Here is an 18,706-nt window from a genome sequence, read left to right as displayed (position 1 = left end):
CACCGGTTCAGCGATACCCCGATGTCGTTACGGCCAGGGTCAGGCCGCAATATCCCCAAACCAGAAGGTCAAGTTCTTAAGCAGGAACTCGTCGTACGGCATGTAGTGCGAGCCGTCGCACGAGAAGGTCAAACTGACCATACCGTTGTACAGGTTGATCGTCGCGAGGCGCAGGTAGATATTGGGGTCCCCGGCGCGCAGGATTTTGAAGTTATCGAGTATGGTCGCAATTTGGTTCGCCGGTATGACTGCTTCAGCCGGGTACGGCTGCCGCGGATAGACAAGACAGATGTCCGGATCCTTCAGGGCATCGATATCCAGAATGCGATACCGGTACGGGTCGTCATTCATCCAGATGGTGGCCTGACTGCTCGAGAAATGAATCTGTGTCTGAAAGACGCCGCGCTCCGTGAGCATTTCCTCGAGGATGGAAAGTGTCTGGTCCATGTTCCGGTCCATGGGGCTTTCCACCCGCGTCTGCAGAAACAGACCGCTGCGAATGGCCGGGTCGCCCTTGATTTGCCGCCAGAGTTCGGGCTCCTTGTAGAGCTGCGACGTCACCGGCAGGTCGCGCAAGTCGAAATCAGCACCGAGATAACCGAGCACCGAATCGCCCCGACGGATGGTCTTGAGCGCGGTGAGAGAAGGGCGATGCGCCACAAGACTGATGTAGGCATCCGATAACAGAAAGCCCCATGACGGCACCGGCTCGCGCATGTATGGCCGCTGCGAGCGGTCGCGATTGTAGTGTCCCGTCACCACGCCGGCGTGGCCGATGTTTTCGGTGAGCTGGACCGCATTCATGTCGAGCACGTACAGACTCGTGCAATAGGGAATGCTCGAAAATCCGTGTAACAACACGTCTTCCATTTGCTGCTTGTCCGGCCACACGGCATGAAGCAGTTCCGCGACGCGCTCGATGGGCTCGCGCAGCATGCGCGCAAGTTCTTCGCGCTGGCGGTAGATGCTGTCCTTCCAGTTACTTTGCAGATCGCTGTTTATCATTTCAGTACCATCCTGGTTTACGGCATCCTGTGCCATTGTATCAATCGTTCACAATGCTCGCTTGGCAAATGTAAAACGCTGGCCATGCAATACTGCGAATCCTTCAGATTCGTGGCGCATCGTTTTGGCGCGAATATGACAATACGATGAACATTTTGGTGCATTACATCGTAATGATCCGGTTGCTCACTTGAGACAGGTTACTTGTTTGGTTGGTTCCGCGCGTTGCATGGCGACATTACGTTTTGTTATGCCCTTAATAGAGGGGACGGAATGATTAAAGATTAAGCAGCGTAATTAAAGAGGCCTGGCTCGATTCTCCACGGGAGGCAAGATAATGAAAAAGTTCTTTCTCTTGTCCAAAGTCTATGGCTGGCTTCCGCCCGGTCCGGTGGCGCTGGTGACCTCGGCGCAGAAGGGCTGCGCGAACGTCATATCGGCTGTACGAATTCACCCCTTTCCGCTGTTCTGTTTCATATCCAGCCTTTATATCGAGGGCTGACCACCGCACGCATCGCGGTATAGTCAAGCATCGACCACGAACCAGCACAGCAAGGGGCAGCTTCGTAGAGGGATTGATCATGCCCAATAAGGGAACCGTCATTGTCTGAATCGCTGTGCGGTGCTACTATAGTGTTACCTAAGCAATTCGGTGTCCTGTCATGACCGCCACGACCACGCTCAAGCTGCCGGAAAAGCTCAAAACACGCATTGCCCGCCTGGCCAAAGAAACCGGGCGTTCCGCGCATAGCCTCATGATTGAAGCGCTGGAGCGTGAGGTTGCGCGCGAGGAACGGATGCGGGAGTTCGTACGCGAGGCGCTCATCTCCGATGCCGCGGTCGAAGAGGGCGCGGCCGTGTATCGGGCCGAGGACGTCCACCCCTGGCTGGAACGACTGGCCAAGAACCGTAGAGCCGCCCGGCCCAAGCCGTGGCGCAAATAGTCTATTCGGAGAACGCGCTTGCGAATCTTGAGCGTGTATTTGATTTCCTTGCCGAGCACGACCCGCAGGCGACGGTAGGCGCCGCGCGCGGCATTGGTGAGGCCGTCGATACCCTGTCAAACCATCCGCTGATTGGACGAACCATTGCGGGTGAACTGCGTGAGCTGGTGATTTCTTACGGCAAGACGGGGTACATAGCTTTATACCGCTTCTTGCCTGTGCAGGATCAAGTCCGTATCCTGGCCATACGATATCAACGTGAGCTGGATTATCCGGTTGAATGAAAGCCGGGTTTGCTCAATCTGACCCGGTTTCTTTCTCGTGCCTTGGGGGTATAGTTGCTGTGTCAACCGAACTGTGTACCGCGGCGTCTTGCCGGGCAGATGCATGGCGGTCGCCGGTAGAGATTGGGGTTGCGCGCCTTGCAACTGAGCCAAAGGAGATAACATGAAACGAATCAATTTCAGTTGGGTGTTGCTTGTAGCTATTGCCGGTCTGGTTGGGTCATCGATCGCATTGGCCGCAATGAACGCGAAGGAGAAGCAGACCGCGCGCGCGGACATCCAGAAGATGACGAATGAGACGCTCCAACGGCTATACAAGGCCCAGCCCGGCACCAAGAAGGCGATTGACAGTGCCGCCGGTTATGCCGTGTTCAGCAATTTTGGTTTGAAGATCTTCGTGGCCGGCAGCGGCAAGGGCTCAGGCATGGCGGTCAACAAGAAGAACGGCAAGATTACCTATATGAAAATGTTGGAGGTCCAGGCCGGTCTGGGTCTCGGCGTGAAGAAGTATCGCATGGTATGGGTATTCGAAAAGGCGGCCGACTTCAACAAGTTTGTGAATTCCGGCTGGGAGGTTGGCGGCCAGACCAGCGCGGCAGCAAAGTCCGGTGACAAGGGCGCGGCCTTTGCGGGTGCGGTGTCAGTGTCGCCGGGCGTGTGGCTGTACCAGTTGACCGACGAGGGCGTGGCTGTCGAGTTGACCGCCAAAGGCACGAAGTACTACAAGGACGACGATCTGAACTAGCGTGAGCGGCGTGCGCCGGGTAAGGCGATTGTGCACGAAACGCGCCGCCGCGCCGCCGTCCCGCTTCATATCCGAATCTTCTCCACCCCGCAGCGCTTGCTTCCCGTGCCCCAGCGCACCTCGTTACGTCTCATTGTCCCGTGGTAAGGTGCGACTATGAATGCTAAATCTGTCCAATGTCCCAGCTGTGGTAAGCACGCCGCGGGCAATTTCTGCAGTCACTGCGGATCACCCATTGTGTCGGTCTGTCCGTCTTGTGACACCGAGGTCAAACCCGGGTCGCGCGTGTGCCACGAGTGCGGTGAGTCCCTCGAAGCCAAGGCGGCATCGAAACAATGGAACGCGCAAACGATCGCGCCGTGGGTCGCCATTGGCATCGCGACGATCGCGCTGTTCGTGGCATTGCTGTCATGGTTTGGTCGGGACGATGGTGCGGCGTCACCAGCGCCGTCTTCACTGCCAATGACATCGACGGTTCCCGCGCCAGGCCAGCCCGTCGACCTTGCCAGCATGTCACCACGGGATGCGGCGGACCGGCTGTTCAACCGGGTCATGATCGCCAGTGAGAGCGGGAATACCGCGGAAGCATTAAAGTTTGCGCCGATGGCCCTGGAGGCTTATGACAATCTGGAAACCTTGGACAACGACGCCCGCTATCATGTGGCTTTACTTCATTTGACGGCGGACGATATCAAAAGCGCGCGCGTGCAAATCGATAAGCTTCGGCAGGCCGTGCCAAACCATCTATTAGCTATCATGCTGGAGCACCAAATCGCCGAGCGCAGCGGGAAAAAAGACAGCGCCGCCCGAGCCTACAAGACCTTCCTGGCCGCCTACGATGCCGAGATAGCGGTGGGGAGAGTAGAGTACCAAGAGCACCAAGGCAGTATTGAGCGCTTCCGCAAGGCGGCGCAAGCCAGCACGACAGGAAAGAAATAGCAGAACATAATCGGGTCAGTGAAAAGTTTTCACTCACTACGAACCCGGTAATTGAAAATTAGTAAAAAGTGTTTGCCGCTCTGCGGCGGTTGGACTAGATTACTTGGAAATTGACCGCTGATCCCGCTCATTACACGCCCGGATCGTAGTCGTCTGCCGGAGAGGGAGGTGTCAACATGAACATAAGATCCGTTATGCGCAGTCGGGAGACTCTTTCGCACTTACTGCCGGCGCCTCGGCTTGGCCCGGCGAGAACATGGACGGATTGAATTTCCTATCGCTAAGAAGAAGTGGGAACCACCGGCGCCATTTGAGGAAACTCCCTGTTGCTCGCTTGCATTAGGAAATTTTCCGGTAATTCTGATACGGCATTCCCGCGCACCGTTCGCGGCCTGGGCGCGGCGATCCTCCCGATTGCGCTCATGTTCCCGGCCGTGGTCGCGCACGCGCAGGAACTCGAACCGAGGTCGTATACGAACACGCCGATCGGACTCAATTTCCTGATTGCGGGTTACGTCTACGCGGAAGGCAAAATGGCGTTCGATCCGTCGACGTCAATCACCGACACGCAATTTCACACCAATACCGAGGTCTTCGCCTACGCGCGCTCACTGGATGCGTGGGGCAAGGCCGCCAAGTTCGACGTGGTGCTGCCCTATACCTCGTTTTCGGGACACGGGAGGGTGGACGACCAGCCCAAACAGCGCGATGTGTCGGGTTTCGGCGACCCGCGATTTCGTTTCTCAGTGAACTTCTACGGCTCTCCCGCGCTTTCGCTGAAGGAGTTTGCGGGCTACCGGCAGGACGTCATCGTCGGGGCGAGCCTGCAGGTGACAGCGCCGCTGGGGCAATATGACAACAGCAAATTGATCAACCTCGGCAACAACCGCTGGTCGTTCAAACCCGAGCTGGGCATTTCCAAGGCGTTGGGTTCGTGGACGATGGAGATCATGCCGAGCGCCACGTATTACACCGACAATACTGATTTCAACAACGGCAGCAGGCTCGCGCAGGCGCCACTATACGCGGTGCAGGGGCATATCATTTACAGTTTTCCCTCCGGCATGTGGCTGGGATTCAACGGCATTTACTACACGGGCGGGCGCACCACCGTCAACGGCGTGAAGGGAGAAAACATACAGACGAACACGCGGACAGGCCTGACTCTCGCGCTGCCGGTGGACCGGTACAACTCGATAAAACTCTACGCCAGCACCGGCATCTCTACCCGCACCGGCAGCGACTTTACCGGCCTCGGCGTCGCTTGGCAGTATCGCTGGGGTGGCGGGTACTAGAGGCTGGCTCACCCGCGTCGGCCGGGTAATCAAATTACAGGTCGGCGGACGACCGCTTCTGGCCGGAAGCGTATGTTCAAGTGTAAATTATCCAACGCGTTTGTCCGGGAGAGGGTAGTGGACGAGGTCCAACGTAGGAAGTTCCTAACCACTGCGGGATTGCTGCTCGCCGCCGTCGCCGCATCGGGCTGTCCGACGGAATGAAGCCGCCGACGAGTTCTGCACCGATATCGCGGAACGCCAGCAGAAGAAGATCCTGGACCGAGCGCGAGAAGGACATCATCCTGCGCCGGCTCCGGCGCATTTCCCGCTATTCGCCATATATTTTCGCGCTGCTGCTGCCGGGCGGTCTGGCGTTGCTGCCATTGATCGGCTGGTGGCGACGACGCCGCGGCATCAAGCGCTTCCGGTCGTAGTCGACAGTGAGCGGCGCGAGGTAGGAGAGTCAGCTACGCCTGTAGTTGGACGCGCGGCGAGCAGTGTTCGCGATACATGGGTATCAGGCCCGAGCCATGGAGACGGCTGGGTAAAATCTGACCGTTAGGGCAGGGTGCAGGTTTATTTCTGGACAGTTGTTAGTTAATGTTTATTATAAGGATATATGTATATATTATTGAAAAATAATATAAATACTTCACATATCTAGTAGATCACAATATATTGACTATATAGCCATTTTCACATCTATATTGACATATAAATCAATATATGATTAATATTGATCATATGATCAATATTAAACCCCAAGGTAACATCGAGTCGGTCCGTTCCACACTGAATGTCATCCTGGCCGCTGCCGAGTCCCGCAAGCTCAAGGAAAAGGAACTGGCCCGGTTGGCCGGCGTGCGACCTGAGACTCTGAGCCGCATGAAAAGCCGCGGCACTGCGGATTTTGCGCTCATCGATCGGCTGGCACGGGCAGTGGGGCTGAAGCTCGCCGTGGTGCCGGACGACGACCAGCTCGCGCGCATACAGCAGGGCCGCTTTTTCTCATGACCGACCGCTATGCGGCGGTGTGGGCCCGAACTGCCGCCGCACCCCGCAAGATGGGCCAGCTCGTGGCCACCGGCCGCGAGATGCGGTTTTCCTATTCGCCGGAATTCCTGGAGCAGGCCGACACCGGCGGCCTGTCGCTGCTGTTGCCGCCATCGCTGTGGCAGACGCGCCCGTTCGTGCATGCGTCCACCGAAATCCTGCCGCTGTTACCGCGGCTGATGGCGCTGATCCCGGGCCGTAACGCGAACAATATCCAGCGGCGGTTGTACACCAGCTTGCTCGCAAAACGCTCGAACGTTCCGGCGCCGGGCTTTGAAACTGAATGGGAATTGCTGATGCTCACCGGCCACAACGGCATCGGACACATCGACGTGTTCCCCGATGATCGGGCGGCACTGGATGCCTACGCCGGCACTGGCGAGCCGAAGAAGCGGGTGGGATCGCGCTCCGAGTTCTGGCAGTTGCTGAAGGAGGGCACGAGCCAGGATTTCAGCGCCGAATCCTTGGATATCATGCGGCTCATCGGACCTACGCCCTCGGTTGGGGGCCAGATCCCGAAGCTCCTGGTATCGATCCCCGATAAGGAAAGCTGGGACGGCACGTTGGCCGAGCCCGGCGCGCGCCAAGTCGACGGCGTGGCCTACACCGACGTAGTGATGAAAGTCGAGGATCCGCAATACCGCGGACTCGAAGCACTGGAAGCTTTGTGCCTGGACCTGCACCACGAGCTGGGTTTCGAGGTTCCGCGCCATTGGCGCGCCACGATCGACGGCCTGTCGGTGCTGGCCGTGGAACGCTTCGACCGCACGCCAACCGGTGCGTCGCTCGCGATGGAAAGCTTTTTCTCGGTGTACGCCACCGGCCAGCAGCAGGTGCGCACCATGACCGATGCCGAGGTCGAAGGCGTGGGTCTGATGCTGCTGAAACTGGCGGAAATCGCCCCTATCGACGCCCTGGCCGCGCGCCACGAGGTTTATCGGCGGTTCGTGATGGCGCTACTCACCGGCAATGGCGATCTGCACCTCGAAAACCTGGCCTTCCTGGGCGGACCGGAAAAGGTCCGCATCGCGCCGGTATTCGATCCGACCCCGATGCGCGCTTGGGATCGGCATGATCTGGTCTCGGCGCTGCCGTTCTACATCGACGAGAAACAGCATCTCGGCTACAGCGTCGCTCGGGTGGGTGAATCCTTCGGCCTCACGCGTGCCGCGGCGGCGGATATCCTGCATGAACTGCTGACAGCGACCAAGGATTACCCTGAACGGGTGCTGGCGCTGAAGGACGTGCCGGATGTTAACCGGAAAAATCTGGCGAATCGGGTCAAGAAGCTTCGTGCGCGATTAACGCATTAGGGACGTCAGAAATTATCGCTCCTCGAGATGAAACCGGTGCATCAGACGATGCAGGAACGGCGCCAGAAGCACCCCTGACGTGGCCAAAAACACAATTCCGCTGAACAGCGCGTAAGCCGAAGCGAACAGTTTTCCCGCGGTCGTGTACAGCGTATCCACCGGACCCATGCCGCCCAGGATCATGGACGCGTTGAGGAGTGCATCCACCCACGACAGATGTTCCAGCGCATGATATCCCCACGTTCCGACACTCAGTGTTGCGGCGAGAACCAAACTGGCAGCGACAACATGCCTGATGACGCGCCGAATGAAGATGGGGTAAGGGAGCAGGGCTTCATGGCGGCGTTCGAACATGGCGTTATTTAGCTCCTTTTACTATTTTACATAATATACATTATACGAAGTATAATACGCGCGGACTGTCTAGATACGAGCCCAGATTGCAACCTCCTAACCAGCTCACCTGCGTATCTATCTACCTATCTATAATACGTCGAAGTACGGCATAGCCGCGATCAAATTTTAATAATTTACATAAATATAATTTATTATCTAATTGTTTATAAAGTATTAAGTTGTGATCAGCAAAGCCACGGGGAAATAGGCAAACAGGTTTTGCACGGCGAAGTATATTTTGCCGTTGCGGCATGTGGTACCGAGCTTCTCCCCGGTCAGGACATTGAGATACTCGCGCTCGGCGGGTGCCTCCACCCAGGTGTCTGCCCAGACCTCCTTGCCGAGGGGCATAGGCTGGGTGTCGCTGACCAGCTTCGAAAACCAGCGAGGCGCCGCCGTCACCACCGCTTGATCCTGGTAAACCCGGGCAAAAGCACAAAGATGGTCGGCCCGGGGGCCATCGACACCGAGCGGGAGGTAACTGCCCTGGCCGAACCAGTGAGGTTTGTCACGGCGCAGCGATAACGCCTGCCAAGTCAGATAAAGTTTCGCCTTGCCGTCCTCCAGGGTATCCAATAAAGCACGCACCCTTTCGGCACACGCCGCCTTGCCTTCGCGCGTGGCCAGTGCGCTCAATTCCTCCAGCATGTTTTGCCGCCGTGGATAATCCACGGGTCGCCGGTTGTCCGGATCGACCAGGCTCAGATCCCACAACTCGGTTCCCTGGTAGATATCCGGGACCCCGGGAGATGTCAGACTGATCAAGGTTTGGCTCAGACTGTTGAGCCGGCCCAGATGCGCCACCCGGTGATGAAATGCCAGAAAATCCTCGAGGAAGAGGTTGCGTTCTGGGATGTCCAGCAGGGCCTGCACGAAGGCGGCCACCCCCTCTTCATAGGAATGATGGGGATTGATCCAGCTGGTATGCACCTTCGCCTCGCGAATCGCCTTAAGCATATAGGCCTCGATGCGCTGGCGCAGGTCCGCCAGTTGCGATGTATCCAGCATCGCCGCCGGCCAAGCGCCCAACAACGTCTGATAGAGCAGATACTCGTCATTCTGGCTCGGCGCCCATCCAGTCTCGAGGCGGTGTTTCTTGCTGCGGTTGATTCGGCTCCAGCGGGACAGATGTATTCGCCACTCGCCCGCAATCTCCGACAAGACATTGATGCGCACACGCGCGTCCTCGCTGCGCTTGGTGTCGTGCGAGGACGTGCAAAGCATGGCATGTGGCCAGCGGCGCAGGCGCTCCTGGTTGGCAATATGAAAGGCGGGGATCGACACCGCGAAGCGAAACCCATTACCCCCGACTTCATTGAGCGATAGCAGGCGGTTGTAACGGTAGAACATCGTGTCTTCGAGACCCTTTGCCATGACCGGTGCCGTGTATTGCTGGAACCGCATGACAAACTCCACCACCGCTCTTCGATAGCCCTCGCTGCGCCCTTCCAGGTCCTGGAGCAACAGAATTCGACGAATGAAATCAAAGATACTGGTATCCGCTGCCGTGCTGCGGCGCTTGGCCGCAGCAATGGCCGAGTCCACATTGCGCCGGTCATCATCGGTCACTTCTTCGCTGGTGACATAAGTTCGATAAACCGGAAAGCAGGCAACGACTTCAAACAAAGCGGTATGCTGGGCAGTCAGGGTGAAGTCGCGCGTATAGCGATCAGACTCGGAAATACGGTCGAGATAATTGGTCAGCACGTGCAATTCGCTGGAAAGCGTTGTGCGCATGACGAGTTTCTTGCACTCATAGAGCAGATCGTCAAAGTCCGGCTGTAAGCCGGCGAAGTGTCGATAGATACGGTCCATTTCGCGCTCAGCAGGTCCGTAAACAAACAGCCCGTTAACCAGATTGGTGAAGTCGTAACCTGTCGTACCATGCACCTGCCAGTTCTCCGGCAAGCGTTCGTGACTGGCCAGAATCTTTTCGACCACCAGGTAGATTGATGGATTTTTCGCGGTAGATGCCGGCTCTCCCGAATTCTGCGCCACCCCCACGCCGGATACGAGCTCCCGGATGCGATGATTCAATCGGTCGTAATACTGCACGGGATCGAACAAGCCATCCGGGTGATCGATGCGCAGCCCGTCGATCTTTTCCTGGGCGATCAGCTCGAAGATCAGCCGGTGCGTGGCCTCGAACACCTCCGGGTTTTCCGTGCGCAGGCCGGCGAGGTCGTTGATATCGAAGAAGCGCCGATAATTGATCTCGTCGCTCGCCACTCGCCAGTTGGCCAGCCGGAAGGCCTGCGCATCGAGAAGGTTGTGCAGCAGATCGAAACTGCGTGCATCCGCTCTGACGCCATTGAAAATTGCCACATTCTCTTCGATAAACCGGAGGATCTCGGGATGTTCGCGCGCCATCTGCGCCAGGCGGCGCTTGTGCACCTCTTTGTCGCGACGTCGCTCCTTGATGCGCGCTTCATCCGTCTCCCCGCGTCCCGGAAGATTGCGCAACGCGGTAATCAGACTCTGGAATTCCGACAACAGCGGATGATCGGCGCCGAGCTGCCGCTCGAGGCGTGCCAGGTCATGTCCTAACAGTAATGGATAGGACTGCGGGTCGATCGGAAACCGGTTGGAATAATAGCGCACCGCAAATGTGCCCTGCCCCGCCTCAAACGCGAGTTTAATCTCGCCACTCTCGAGCAATCTGCCATAGTGGTCACCGAGCACCGGTGACAGCACCTTGCCGCGCAAATCGTCCTTGGGCGGATGCCAGTCGATATCGAAGAAACCGGCATAGGCCGAGGCCTGGCCGTTCTCGAGCACATCCATCCACCACTGGTTGTCATCACCACCCACGCCCATGTGGTTCGGTACGATATCGACTATCTGACCGAGGCCATGATCGTGCAGGGTCCGGACAAAGTGATCGTAATCCTCGGCGCTGCCGATCTCCGGATTGAGCGCATTGTGATCCACGATGTCATACCCGTGGCGGCTGCCGGCGCGCGCCTTGAGATAAGGCGAGGCGTAACAATGGCTGATTCCGAGGCGCTGCAGGTATGGCACAAGCGCCGCGGCCTGGGCAAAGGTGAAATCACGATGGAACTGCAGGCGGTAGGTGGCTGTCGGGATCTGCAAGACCCGCTGGCGCCTGACCGGCACGGGTGCTGGTAAGCGCCGAGCACGCAGGTCGTTCGTCAGCTTTTTCCAGCGGGGGTCAGCCGCTAAGTCTTCCATGTCGAGAACCAGCTTGTAACGCCAGTTCGGACGTTCCTCGCTTGTCCCGGGGAAGTTCACCTGGCGTCGCTGGCCCAGGACATCTTCGAGCTGGACCAGCATGATCTTGGAGGGAGTATTGGCAAGATAATCGTGTACCGCGCACATGAGTTCCAGCGTCATGTCCGGACTCGATATCGGGTACACGGTCATGCCTTCCGGCAGCAGCTTTTCCCGGTCCAGGGCAAGCAACAGGCGGGCACGATCTTCGGCCCGCGCGATCACCTGTCTGTCCCGCTCTGCCTCGGACGGAAAGTGATTGAGTGCTGCCCGTTCGGAGAGATCGTCGCCATGCCAGAACCCGGACAGGGTTGGCAGATCGTGGGTGCTCACCGCTACCAGCGCCTGTTGCGGATAGTCTCCCGGCGGTTTGAAATCGCCTTGTGGGTCTTTTTCAAAATACAACAGTCGGTGGGTAAAAACGCCTGATGATGCCAGTGTCGACCGCACGGCATCCGGCACGGTTCCGAGATCCTCGCCGATGACGAGGCAGCGGTTGCGCTGGCTCTCCAGTGCGACAATACCGAGCAGATCGTCAAACGGATAGTGGACGTAGGTCCCATCAACCGTGCCGGCATCCCTCGGCACCCAAAACAGCCGCATGAGACCCATAACGTGATCGATGCGCAACCCGCCGCTGTGGCGCATGTTGGCGCGCAAGGTCGCGATGAACGGTGCATAGGCCGATTCCACGAGTGCATCGGGGTTCCACGGTGGCAAACCCCAGTTCTGTCCGTTCAGATTGAAATCATCCGGTGGCGCGCCGATGGTCGCGTGGGTGACAAACAGTGATTGGTTGGCCCAGACTTCGGCACTGGCACGATCGACGCTGATTGCCAAGTCCTGGTAGAGGCCGACTCCAAGGCGCAGTTCGAGTGAACGGTGGCCGGCAGCGGCGAGTTGGGTTTCCGCGTGCCATTGCAGATATTGGAAAAACTCCACCCGTTCGTGGTGACTTTCGGCAAACTGCCTGACTTCGGAAGACCGCGGATCGCGAAAGGCTTGCGGCCAGATTTCCCAGCCCCAAACCGCGGGGTCCTGTGCATGAAAATATTCCTGCAAGGCCTCGTACAGCGCGTGACGGTAGAGTCCTTCACCCCCCGCCTCAATAAAGGCGCGGAATGCGTGGCTACTGTCTGTCCCGGTCTGTACATGTTGCCGGCGAAAATAGCTGTACAACTCTTCCAGCACCGGTCGCTTCATGGCGGCGACGCCGCCATGGTCCACGCATTCCGCCGCGCGCAGGGCCTGAAGGCGTGTTTGAAACTCAGGTGCGGCAACCATCTGCCTGACGGATTCGCATTCGGTAAACTCAGGAATGGCCTCGACATCGATGTACAGGTAGTTGAGGAATTGCCGGCTCGATGGGCTGTAGGGGCTGGCATGCTGCGGATTGTGCGGAAATAAGTCGTGCAAGGGATTCAGACCGATGATGTCAGCGCCGGACTCGCGGCACTGCTCCAGCAGGCCGCGAAGGTCGGTAAAATCGCCGATGCCCCAGTTATGCCGGGAACGCAGGGTATACAGCTGCGCCGCCGGACCCCATACCCTTCCCTCGCCGGCCAGCGCCGGCGGCAGATAACAGGCGTCGGGCGCGACGATGAGACTCAGGCTCGCGGTATTGCCGGATGCGCATTTGATTTCGAACCGGTGGTAACCGCAAGGCAGGCTCTCCGGCAGGATCATGGCGTACCTGGCCATGACATCGCCATCGATATCGCGCTGCTCCAGTAATTCCAGATCCATAGCGCTCGTCTTGCCGCCTGACTCTCTGCCCGCTTCGGTCCACAGCTTCCATTCAAACGGCAAAGCCGCGTCGCTCACCGCGAACACCAGGGGAATGCGTGTCGGGGATGTGGCAGCGCGCACAACCTGAACCGGCGCCAGCATCCGTTGCCACGGGCGCCATCGGCGCGCCTTCAGCGCCGAGCGCAGGCTTGTCTCGTCAGCGGCATCAACACCCATGGCCGCTAGCAGCGCCAAGAGAGTGCGCTCCGGCACAGCATGAGGTTTTCCCCAGATGTCGGTGTACTCGATGTCCACGCCACAGAGCCGGCAGAGTTCCTTAAGTTTGTCTGGTTCGGTCATGCGCGCCTCACGAGGATGGCTCAAGAAACCACCATACCGACCAGGCCGGAAGCTGACCGCTGAAACGGTTTTCCCGGTGCGCCGGCACGGCTGTCAGTAATTTCCCGCATGGCTTCGCAATACCTGACACCGGCTTCGAACCCAGGTTGGCCAGCAGCGTCAGATACGAACCGTCGCCGAGCCGCCAGTGGACACGCAGCGCCTCGGCGCCCAGCGGTTCATAGTCGGTGCCACCCGGGCGCAGTCCGCGCAGGCGTGGGACGATCTCACGCGCCCGTAACGTGAGCATTTCCTGATGGAACCGGCGCCACGCCTGTGCCGCTTCGGTGAGGGAAGCGGCATGATCAAGGCAGGACATGGCAAAAGTTTTTTCATCGTTGGGATCGGGAATGCGTGCACGCGCATCGGCATCGTTGAATTCGGGGAAGCGGGCAAACTCCTTGCGCCGCCCTTCCGTCACGGCAGCCGCCAGTTCCGGCCCGAAGTCGCAGAAAAACAGGAATGGCTGCGTCGCGCCCCATTCCTGGCCCATGAACAGCAATGGCGGTGAGGGCGCCAGGAGCAATATGGCCATGGCCGCCCGTATCGACTCTTCGGAGGCAAGCCTTGTAATGCGTTCACCCATCGCCCGGTTGCCAATCTGGTCGTGGTTCTGCAGGAACGACACGAACGCGGTGACCGGCAGTTCACGCGAAGGTTCGCCGCGCGCCGCGCCGTGACGGTAACGCGACGGCTCACCCTGATAGGCAAATCCCTCGGCCAAGCAGCGCCCAAGTCGCTGCACCGGCGCATCGGCGTAATCCTCGTAATAGCCGCCCGTCTCGCCGGTGGTCAATACATGCAATGTGTGATGGATGTCGTCATTCCACTGTGCGACATAACAGTGTGGACACAGTGCGAAATCGCGTTCGAGATACCGGGCCTGATTGTGTTCGTTTTCAAGCACCATGTGTAACCGACGTGAGGCAGCGGGTCCGTGTGCCACGGACTTGGCAATGTCCTGCAAAATATCCGGCTGCGAATCATCGATAATGGCATGCACCGCATCGAAACGCAGGCCGTCCAGATGATATTCCTCCAGCCAGTACAGGGCGTTGTGGATGAAAAAATCCCGCACCGTAGCGCTGTCCTCGCCGTCAAAATTAATGGCCACACCCCAGGGTGTGTGATGCCGGTCAGTGAAAAATTGCGGCGCGTACAGATGCAGGTAATTGCCTTCGGGGCCGAAGTGGTTGTAGACCACGTCGAGGAACACCATGATCCCGCGCGCGTGGGCGCTCTGCACCAGATCCTTCAGGTCCTCGGGGCGACCGTAACGACTGTCCGGCGCGAATGGCAACACGCCGTCATAGCCCCAGTTACGCCGCCCGGGGAAATCCGCCACTGGCATGAGTTCGATGGCCGTGATGCCCAGTTCAGCGAGTTCAGCGAGATGCTGTTTCACGCCGGCGAAGGTGCCAATTTCGGTGAAGCTTCCCACATGCAATTCGTATATCACCGCCTCTTCCCAGGGACGGCCGCGCCAGTCGGCATCCGTCCACTCCCAGGCCTCGGGTTCGATCACCTGGCTCGGCCCGTGCACGTCCCGCGGCTGGAAGCGCGAGGCCGGGTCGGGCACGCGTTGATCGCCGTCAATGCGGTAACGGTAGAGCGCGCCCGGCTCTGCGCGCGCTGTCAACAGGCTGAACCATCCGTCCTCTTCCTTTTCCATGGGCAGGAGAGTTTCCTTTGTCGCGGTTTCGAGGCACAGGTCGACGCGGTGCGCCGCCGGCGCCCACAGGCGAAAACGCAGCGCCCCATTCGCCTGCCGCTCGACACCGAACGGCATGCGATGGCGATGTTTCACACGCCCTCGATGGCGAATTTCCGGCGCCGTTGCTCGAGCGAGGCAAGCAGCTTGTCAAACGGCTCGACAAATTTTTTCACGCCCTCTACTTCCAGCTGCTGCGCCACGGCTTCCAGATCGATTCCAGATCGCTCCAGCCTGGCGGTCACCTCGGCGGCCTGCGCCAGGTCCTGCTCCAGCCGCAGGGCCGGGTCACCGTGTTTGCGGTAGGCATCCAGCGTCTCCGGCGGCAAGGTGTTGACCGTTTCCGGTCCGATCAATGTCTCGACATACTTCACGTCGCTGTAGGCCGGGTCCTTGGTCCCGGTGCTGGCCCACAGCAGCCGTTGCGGTTGCGCGCCACGCGCGACGAGCCTGCGCCAGCGCTCCGTGCCCTGCATCTCACGGTATATATGGTAAGCCAGGCGCGCATAGGCGATGGCCGCCGCGCCGCGCAACGTGGAAACGGACTTGTCCGATCCTGAGCGGATCAGCGCATCGAGACGCTTGTCCACCAGCACATCGATTCGGCTCAGGAAGAAACTGGCGACCGAGGCAACAGGCTCCAGCGTCAGTCCGGCGTTCACGCGGTCTTCGAGACCGGAAAGCCAGGCCAGCAACACCTCGCGATATCGGCCGAGACCGAACAGCAGTGTCACGTTCACGTTGATGCCTTTCGCGATGAGTTGCCGGATGGCGGGCAGCCCCGGAACGGTCCCCGGGACCTTGATCATGATATTGGGCCGGTGCAATTTCTCCCACAGCCACACCGCTTGTTTTACCGTCTTGTCCGCGTCGTAGGCCAGGTGCGGCGAGACTTCGATGCTGACGAAACCGTCACGCCCCTTCGCCTTTTCATACACCGGCAGGAACAGATCGGCCGCGTGGCCGATGTCGTCCAGGACGATGGCCTCGTACATCTCCATCGCGCTCCGGGCGCGGCGGGAGAGCCTGGCGATGTCCGCCTCATAGTCCGCGTGGCCGGTGATGGCCTTTTCGAATATGGACGGATTGGACGTGATACCGGCGAGCCCGTCGCGTTCGATCAGATGGGACAGCTCGCCGTTTACGACCATTCCGCGCTCGATATAATCAAGCCAGATGCTCTGGCCCAACGACTTGATGATGAGCAGGGAGTTATGTGTCATGTTGCCTCCTTTTCCGCGGGAAACCGAAAAAGCGCCGCCGTCAGAATATATTCGACTTCAGCGTGCGCAGCGCCAACAGGTACATGGCCGCGTTCCATGACTGGCCCGCCATGCCCGAGGGCTTGCCGGTCTTGCCGTGAAACCACTCATTGAATTCCCAGCCATTAATCGCGTTAACCCTGGCCAGGCGCTCGAGTTGCCGCGCCGCCAAGCGCCGCTTGCCGAGCAGCGCCAGCGTCATGACCCAGAATCCACCGATGAAGGGCCAGATCCCGCCATTGTGGTAGCGGTGCTCGAAATTCTGCCGGTGGCGCGCCATGTACGCGCGCCACAGGGAATCGGTACGGCGGATCGGCATACAGGTCACGCGCACCGGATGACGCGCGGCGATCGCCGCCTTGTCCAGCGCGCGCAGGATGCGACGCGATTGTTTCGCGTCCGCCAGCCCGAAAAGAATCGCCAGCAGGTTGCCGAACACATCGCCCTCCTCGCCCCAGAACGAAAAGTTCACGAAGCTCAGATATAGATCGCGGTTCTTCGCCTTGCTGCGCGCATAATGCGTGAGCAACTGCAGACGGCGGTATCCCGGCACGTCGTGCGAAAACGGGTGGAACAGATGGTTGAAATGGTAACGCGTCTGTTTCGCCCGCGCCAATCCGTACTGTTGCTTGACGTAATACCACAGGGCATTGGTGTAAAGCACGAATCCGGAGCGCGGCATGATGTCGGCCCAGTCGCTGGCCTCGTTCTGCTGCAACAGATGCAGCCGTGGATGTTCCTGGCATTGCAGCCAGGTAATGGCGCGCCGCACGTGCGGCTTCAGCTTCTTTTCCAGTGCCGTATCCGGAGCATGCCTGGCGATGAAATTCAGCGCCACCAGCCACCACAGGGTAGCGTCGATGCAGCCCACGTACCAGAAATCCGGCTCGTGCCGTTTGATGTCGACATACTTGGGAATCTGGCCGTTTTCGGCCTGATGCCGCGCCAGCGTCAGCAGGCTGTCCTTGGCGCCTTGCACCAACTTGGCGTCGCCGCTCAAGACCATGGCCAGTGTACAAATGGCGGCATCTCTCCCAAAGATACAGTCATAGCGCCGACTCTCCGCCTTTTCGGTTCGCGTCGCCGCCAGAATTCCATCGGGCGTCAGATTACGATGAAGCAGCCGCAGTGCTTCCTGATGACATCTCTCAATCACTTCTGACATGGCATAAATCTATTTCTTGCGTCGCAACGCGATGTAGCCATGCGGCAGCCAGCTCAGGGCCATGCCGATCACAAGCATGACGACGATCAACAAGGAGCGTGACATGGCCACCGTCCAGAACAGAAAGCGGATTTCAACCACGGCGGTATTCTGCAAAACGATAACGGTAGCCAGGACGGTCAGCACCAGTGTCAGGATAAGCCTGAATGACATTAAACGCGTCCCGATGTGGGGTTTTGCGTTTCGCTTCCGATCTCGCGCAACAACGCCAGCGATCGTCCCTGCAGCGGATAGGCCTGCAGGCCGGCGTAGATACCGTCGCTGCCCAGGCCGGCGTCTCGACTCGTGTCGAGTTCCACCTTCCAGCTTCTCTCCGGATGATAGGCCGGCAAGGTGAACACGATCTCGTCGTGATGCGCGTTGAGCAGCAGCAGAAAGTTGATGTCCCTGACTGATTGACCGCAAACGTCTTGCTCATCAAGTCCTTCGCCGGCGAGAAACATGCCGAGGCAACGGGCGAACGACTGCTGCCATTCCTGGTCGGTCATTTCCGTGCCGTCGGGCTTGAGCCAGGTTATGTCCTTGATGCCTTCACCCCGGATACGGCGGCCCTGAAAAAACGAACGGCGGCGAAATACCGGATGGAGCTGCTGGATCCGGATGACGCGCCGCACGAATTCGATCATCTGGTGATCTTCCAGGGTCAGGCTCCAGTCGTTCCAGGTGAGCTCGCTGTCCTGGCAGTAGGCGTTGTTATTGCCCTGCTGCGTGCGTCCCATTTCATCGCCGGCGAGCAGCATGGGCACGCCCTGGGAGAGAATCAACGTCGCCAGAAAGTTGCGCTTCTGTTGAGCGCGCAGGGCCCTGACGACCGGATCGTCGGCTGGCCCCTCCACGCCGCAGTTCCAGGATAGATTGTGATCGCTCCCGTCGCGGTTGTCTTCGCCGTTGGCCTCGTTGTGCTTGTCGTTGTAGCTCACGATATCTTGCAGGGTGAACCCGTCGTGCGCCGTGACGAAGTTGATCGAGGCGTGGGGACGACGGCCGCTGTGCCCGTACAGATCGCTCGAGCCGGTCAGCCGGTAGGCCAGCTCGCCGATGAGTCCGCCCTCTCCTTTCCAGTAGGCGCGCACCACGTCGCGGTACTTGCCGTTCCATTCGGTCCAACCGACCGGAAAATTTCCCACCTGGTAACCGCCCTCGCCGAGATCCCACGGTTCGGCGATCAGCTTGACCTGCGACAAGACCGGGTCC

At 59.0% G+C, this 18,706-nt stretch carries 16 protein-coding genes and 1 pseudogene; 9 read left to right on the top strand and 8 right to left on the bottom strand.

The genetic code is table 11. From position 1 onward, the window contains the following. Nucleotides 1-39 precede the first annotated feature (39 nt). Complete coding sequence (locus WB402_RS11100; RefSeq protein WP_424207840.1) at nt 40-1,005, bottom strand: PDC sensor domain-containing protein; 966 nt, start codon at nt 1,003-1,005, stop codon at nt 40-42. A 337-nt stretch (nt 1,006-1,342) separates the two neighbouring features. Between WB402_RS11100 and WB402_RS11095 the strand changes: the two genes are divergently transcribed. The 9 genes from WB402_RS11095 (at nt 1,343) to WB402_RS11055 (ending at nt 7,560) form a co-directional block, all read left to right on the top strand. Next, nucleotides 1,343-1,507, top strand: coding sequence for a hypothetical protein (locus tag WB402_RS11095; RefSeq protein WP_424207839.1), 165 nt, complete (start codon nt 1,343-1,345; stop codon nt 1,505-1,507). A 160-nt stretch (nt 1,508-1,667) separates the two neighbouring features. Continuing rightward, nucleotides 1,668-1,949 carry a CopG family ribbon-helix-helix protein gene (locus WB402_RS11090; RefSeq protein WP_424207838.1) on the top strand — a complete coding sequence of 94 codons (282 nt, stop codon included), beginning with the start codon at nt 1,668-1,670 and terminating at the stop codon, nt 1,947-1,949. After that, nucleotides 1,937-2,233, top strand: coding sequence for a type II toxin-antitoxin system RelE/ParE family toxin (locus WB402_RS11085; protein ID WP_424207836.1), 297 nt, complete (start codon nt 1,937-1,939; stop codon nt 2,231-2,233). Before WB402_RS11090 ends, WB402_RS11085 begins: the two co-directional genes overlap by 13 nt. A gap of 163 nt (nt 2,234-2,396) precedes the next feature. Next, nucleotides 2,397-2,978, top strand: a complete 582-nt coding sequence (locus WB402_RS11080) for a YSC84-related protein (RefSeq protein ID WP_424207834.1) — start codon at nt 2,397-2,399, stop codon at nt 2,976-2,978. Between the two features lie 156 nt (nt 2,979-3,134). Next, complete coding sequence (locus WB402_RS11075; protein WP_424207833.1) at nt 3,135-3,917, top strand: double zinc ribbon domain-containing protein; 783 nt, start codon at nt 3,135-3,137, stop codon at nt 3,915-3,917. A 326-nt stretch (nt 3,918-4,243) separates the two neighbouring features. Continuing rightward, a complete protein-coding gene (locus tag WB402_RS11070) occupies nt 4,244-5,212 on the top strand; it encodes a transporter (protein ID WP_424207831.1) in 969 nt (322 codons plus the stop codon). Between the two features lie 200 nt (nt 5,213-5,412). Next, the gene (locus tag WB402_RS11065) at nt 5,413-5,628 is read left to right on the top strand and encodes a hypothetical protein (protein ID WP_424207829.1); all 216 of its coding nucleotides are present in this window, start codon (nt 5,413-5,415) and stop codon (nt 5,626-5,628) included. Between the two features lie 310 nt (nt 5,629-5,938). Next, nucleotides 5,939-6,208, top strand: a complete 270-nt coding sequence (locus tag WB402_RS11060; RefSeq protein WP_424207827.1) for a helix-turn-helix domain-containing protein — start codon at nt 5,939-5,941, stop codon at nt 6,206-6,208. Beyond that, nucleotides 6,205-7,560, top strand: coding sequence for a type II toxin-antitoxin system HipA family toxin (locus WB402_RS11055; RefSeq protein WP_424207825.1), 1,356 nt, complete (start codon nt 6,205-6,207; stop codon nt 7,558-7,560). Before WB402_RS11060 ends, WB402_RS11055 begins: the two co-directional genes overlap by 4 nt. A 12-nt stretch (nt 7,561-7,572) precedes the next feature. Here WB402_RS11055 and WB402_RS11050 read toward each other — a convergent pair whose 3' ends face one another. The 7 genes and pseudogenes from WB402_RS11050 to WB402_RS11020 all read right to left on the bottom strand — a co-directional run. Further along, nucleotides 7,573-7,914 carry a hypothetical protein gene (locus tag WB402_RS11050; protein WP_424207823.1) on the bottom strand — a complete coding sequence of 114 codons (342 nt, stop codon included), beginning with the start codon at nt 7,912-7,914 and terminating at the stop codon, nt 7,573-7,575. Nucleotides 7,915-8,130: 216 nt separating this feature from the next. Then, complete coding sequence (locus tag WB402_RS11045) at nt 8,131-13,275, bottom strand: malto-oligosyltrehalose synthase (protein ID WP_424207821.1); 5,145 nt, start codon at nt 13,273-13,275, stop codon at nt 8,131-8,133. 7 nt (nt 13,276-13,282) lie between these two features. Then, nucleotides 13,283-15,121 (bottom strand): malto-oligosyltrehalose trehalohydrolase, encoded by a 1,839-nt coding sequence (treZ, locus tag WB402_RS11040; protein WP_424207819.1) that lies wholly within the window; start codon nt 15,119-15,121, stop codon nt 13,283-13,285. Continuing rightward, nucleotides 15,118-16,248 (bottom strand): transaldolase, encoded by a 1,131-nt coding sequence (tal, locus tag WB402_RS11035; protein ID WP_424207817.1) that lies wholly within the window; start codon nt 16,246-16,248, stop codon nt 15,118-15,120. Before tal ends, treZ begins: the two co-directional genes overlap by 4 nt. A 40-nt stretch (nt 16,249-16,288) precedes the next feature. Further along, entirely contained in the window at nt 16,289-17,452 is a 1,164-nt protein-coding gene (locus tag WB402_RS11030) for an amylo-alpha-1,6-glucosidase (protein ID WP_424207815.1), read from the bottom strand. 9 nt (nt 17,453-17,461) lie between these two features. Continuing rightward, a complete protein-coding gene (locus WB402_RS11025; protein WP_424207813.1) occupies nt 17,462-17,665 on the bottom strand; it encodes a LapA family protein in 204 nt (67 codons plus the stop codon). Next, a pseudogene (locus tag WB402_RS11020) lies at nt 17,665-18,706 on the bottom strand (glycogen debranching protein GlgX); the annotation flags it as partial. The pseudogene WB402_RS11020 and the gene WB402_RS11025, both read right to left, overlap by 1 nt.

It is taken from the genome of Sulfuricaulis sp. (assembly GCF_049587675.1).
In the GTDB taxonomy this organism is placed as follows: Bacteria; Pseudomonadota; Gammaproteobacteria; order Acidiferrobacterales; family Sulfurifustaceae; genus Sulfuricaulis.
The sequence above is the reverse complement of the archived record's forward strand: the minus strand, read 5'-3'. Positions and strand labels throughout refer to the sequence as shown.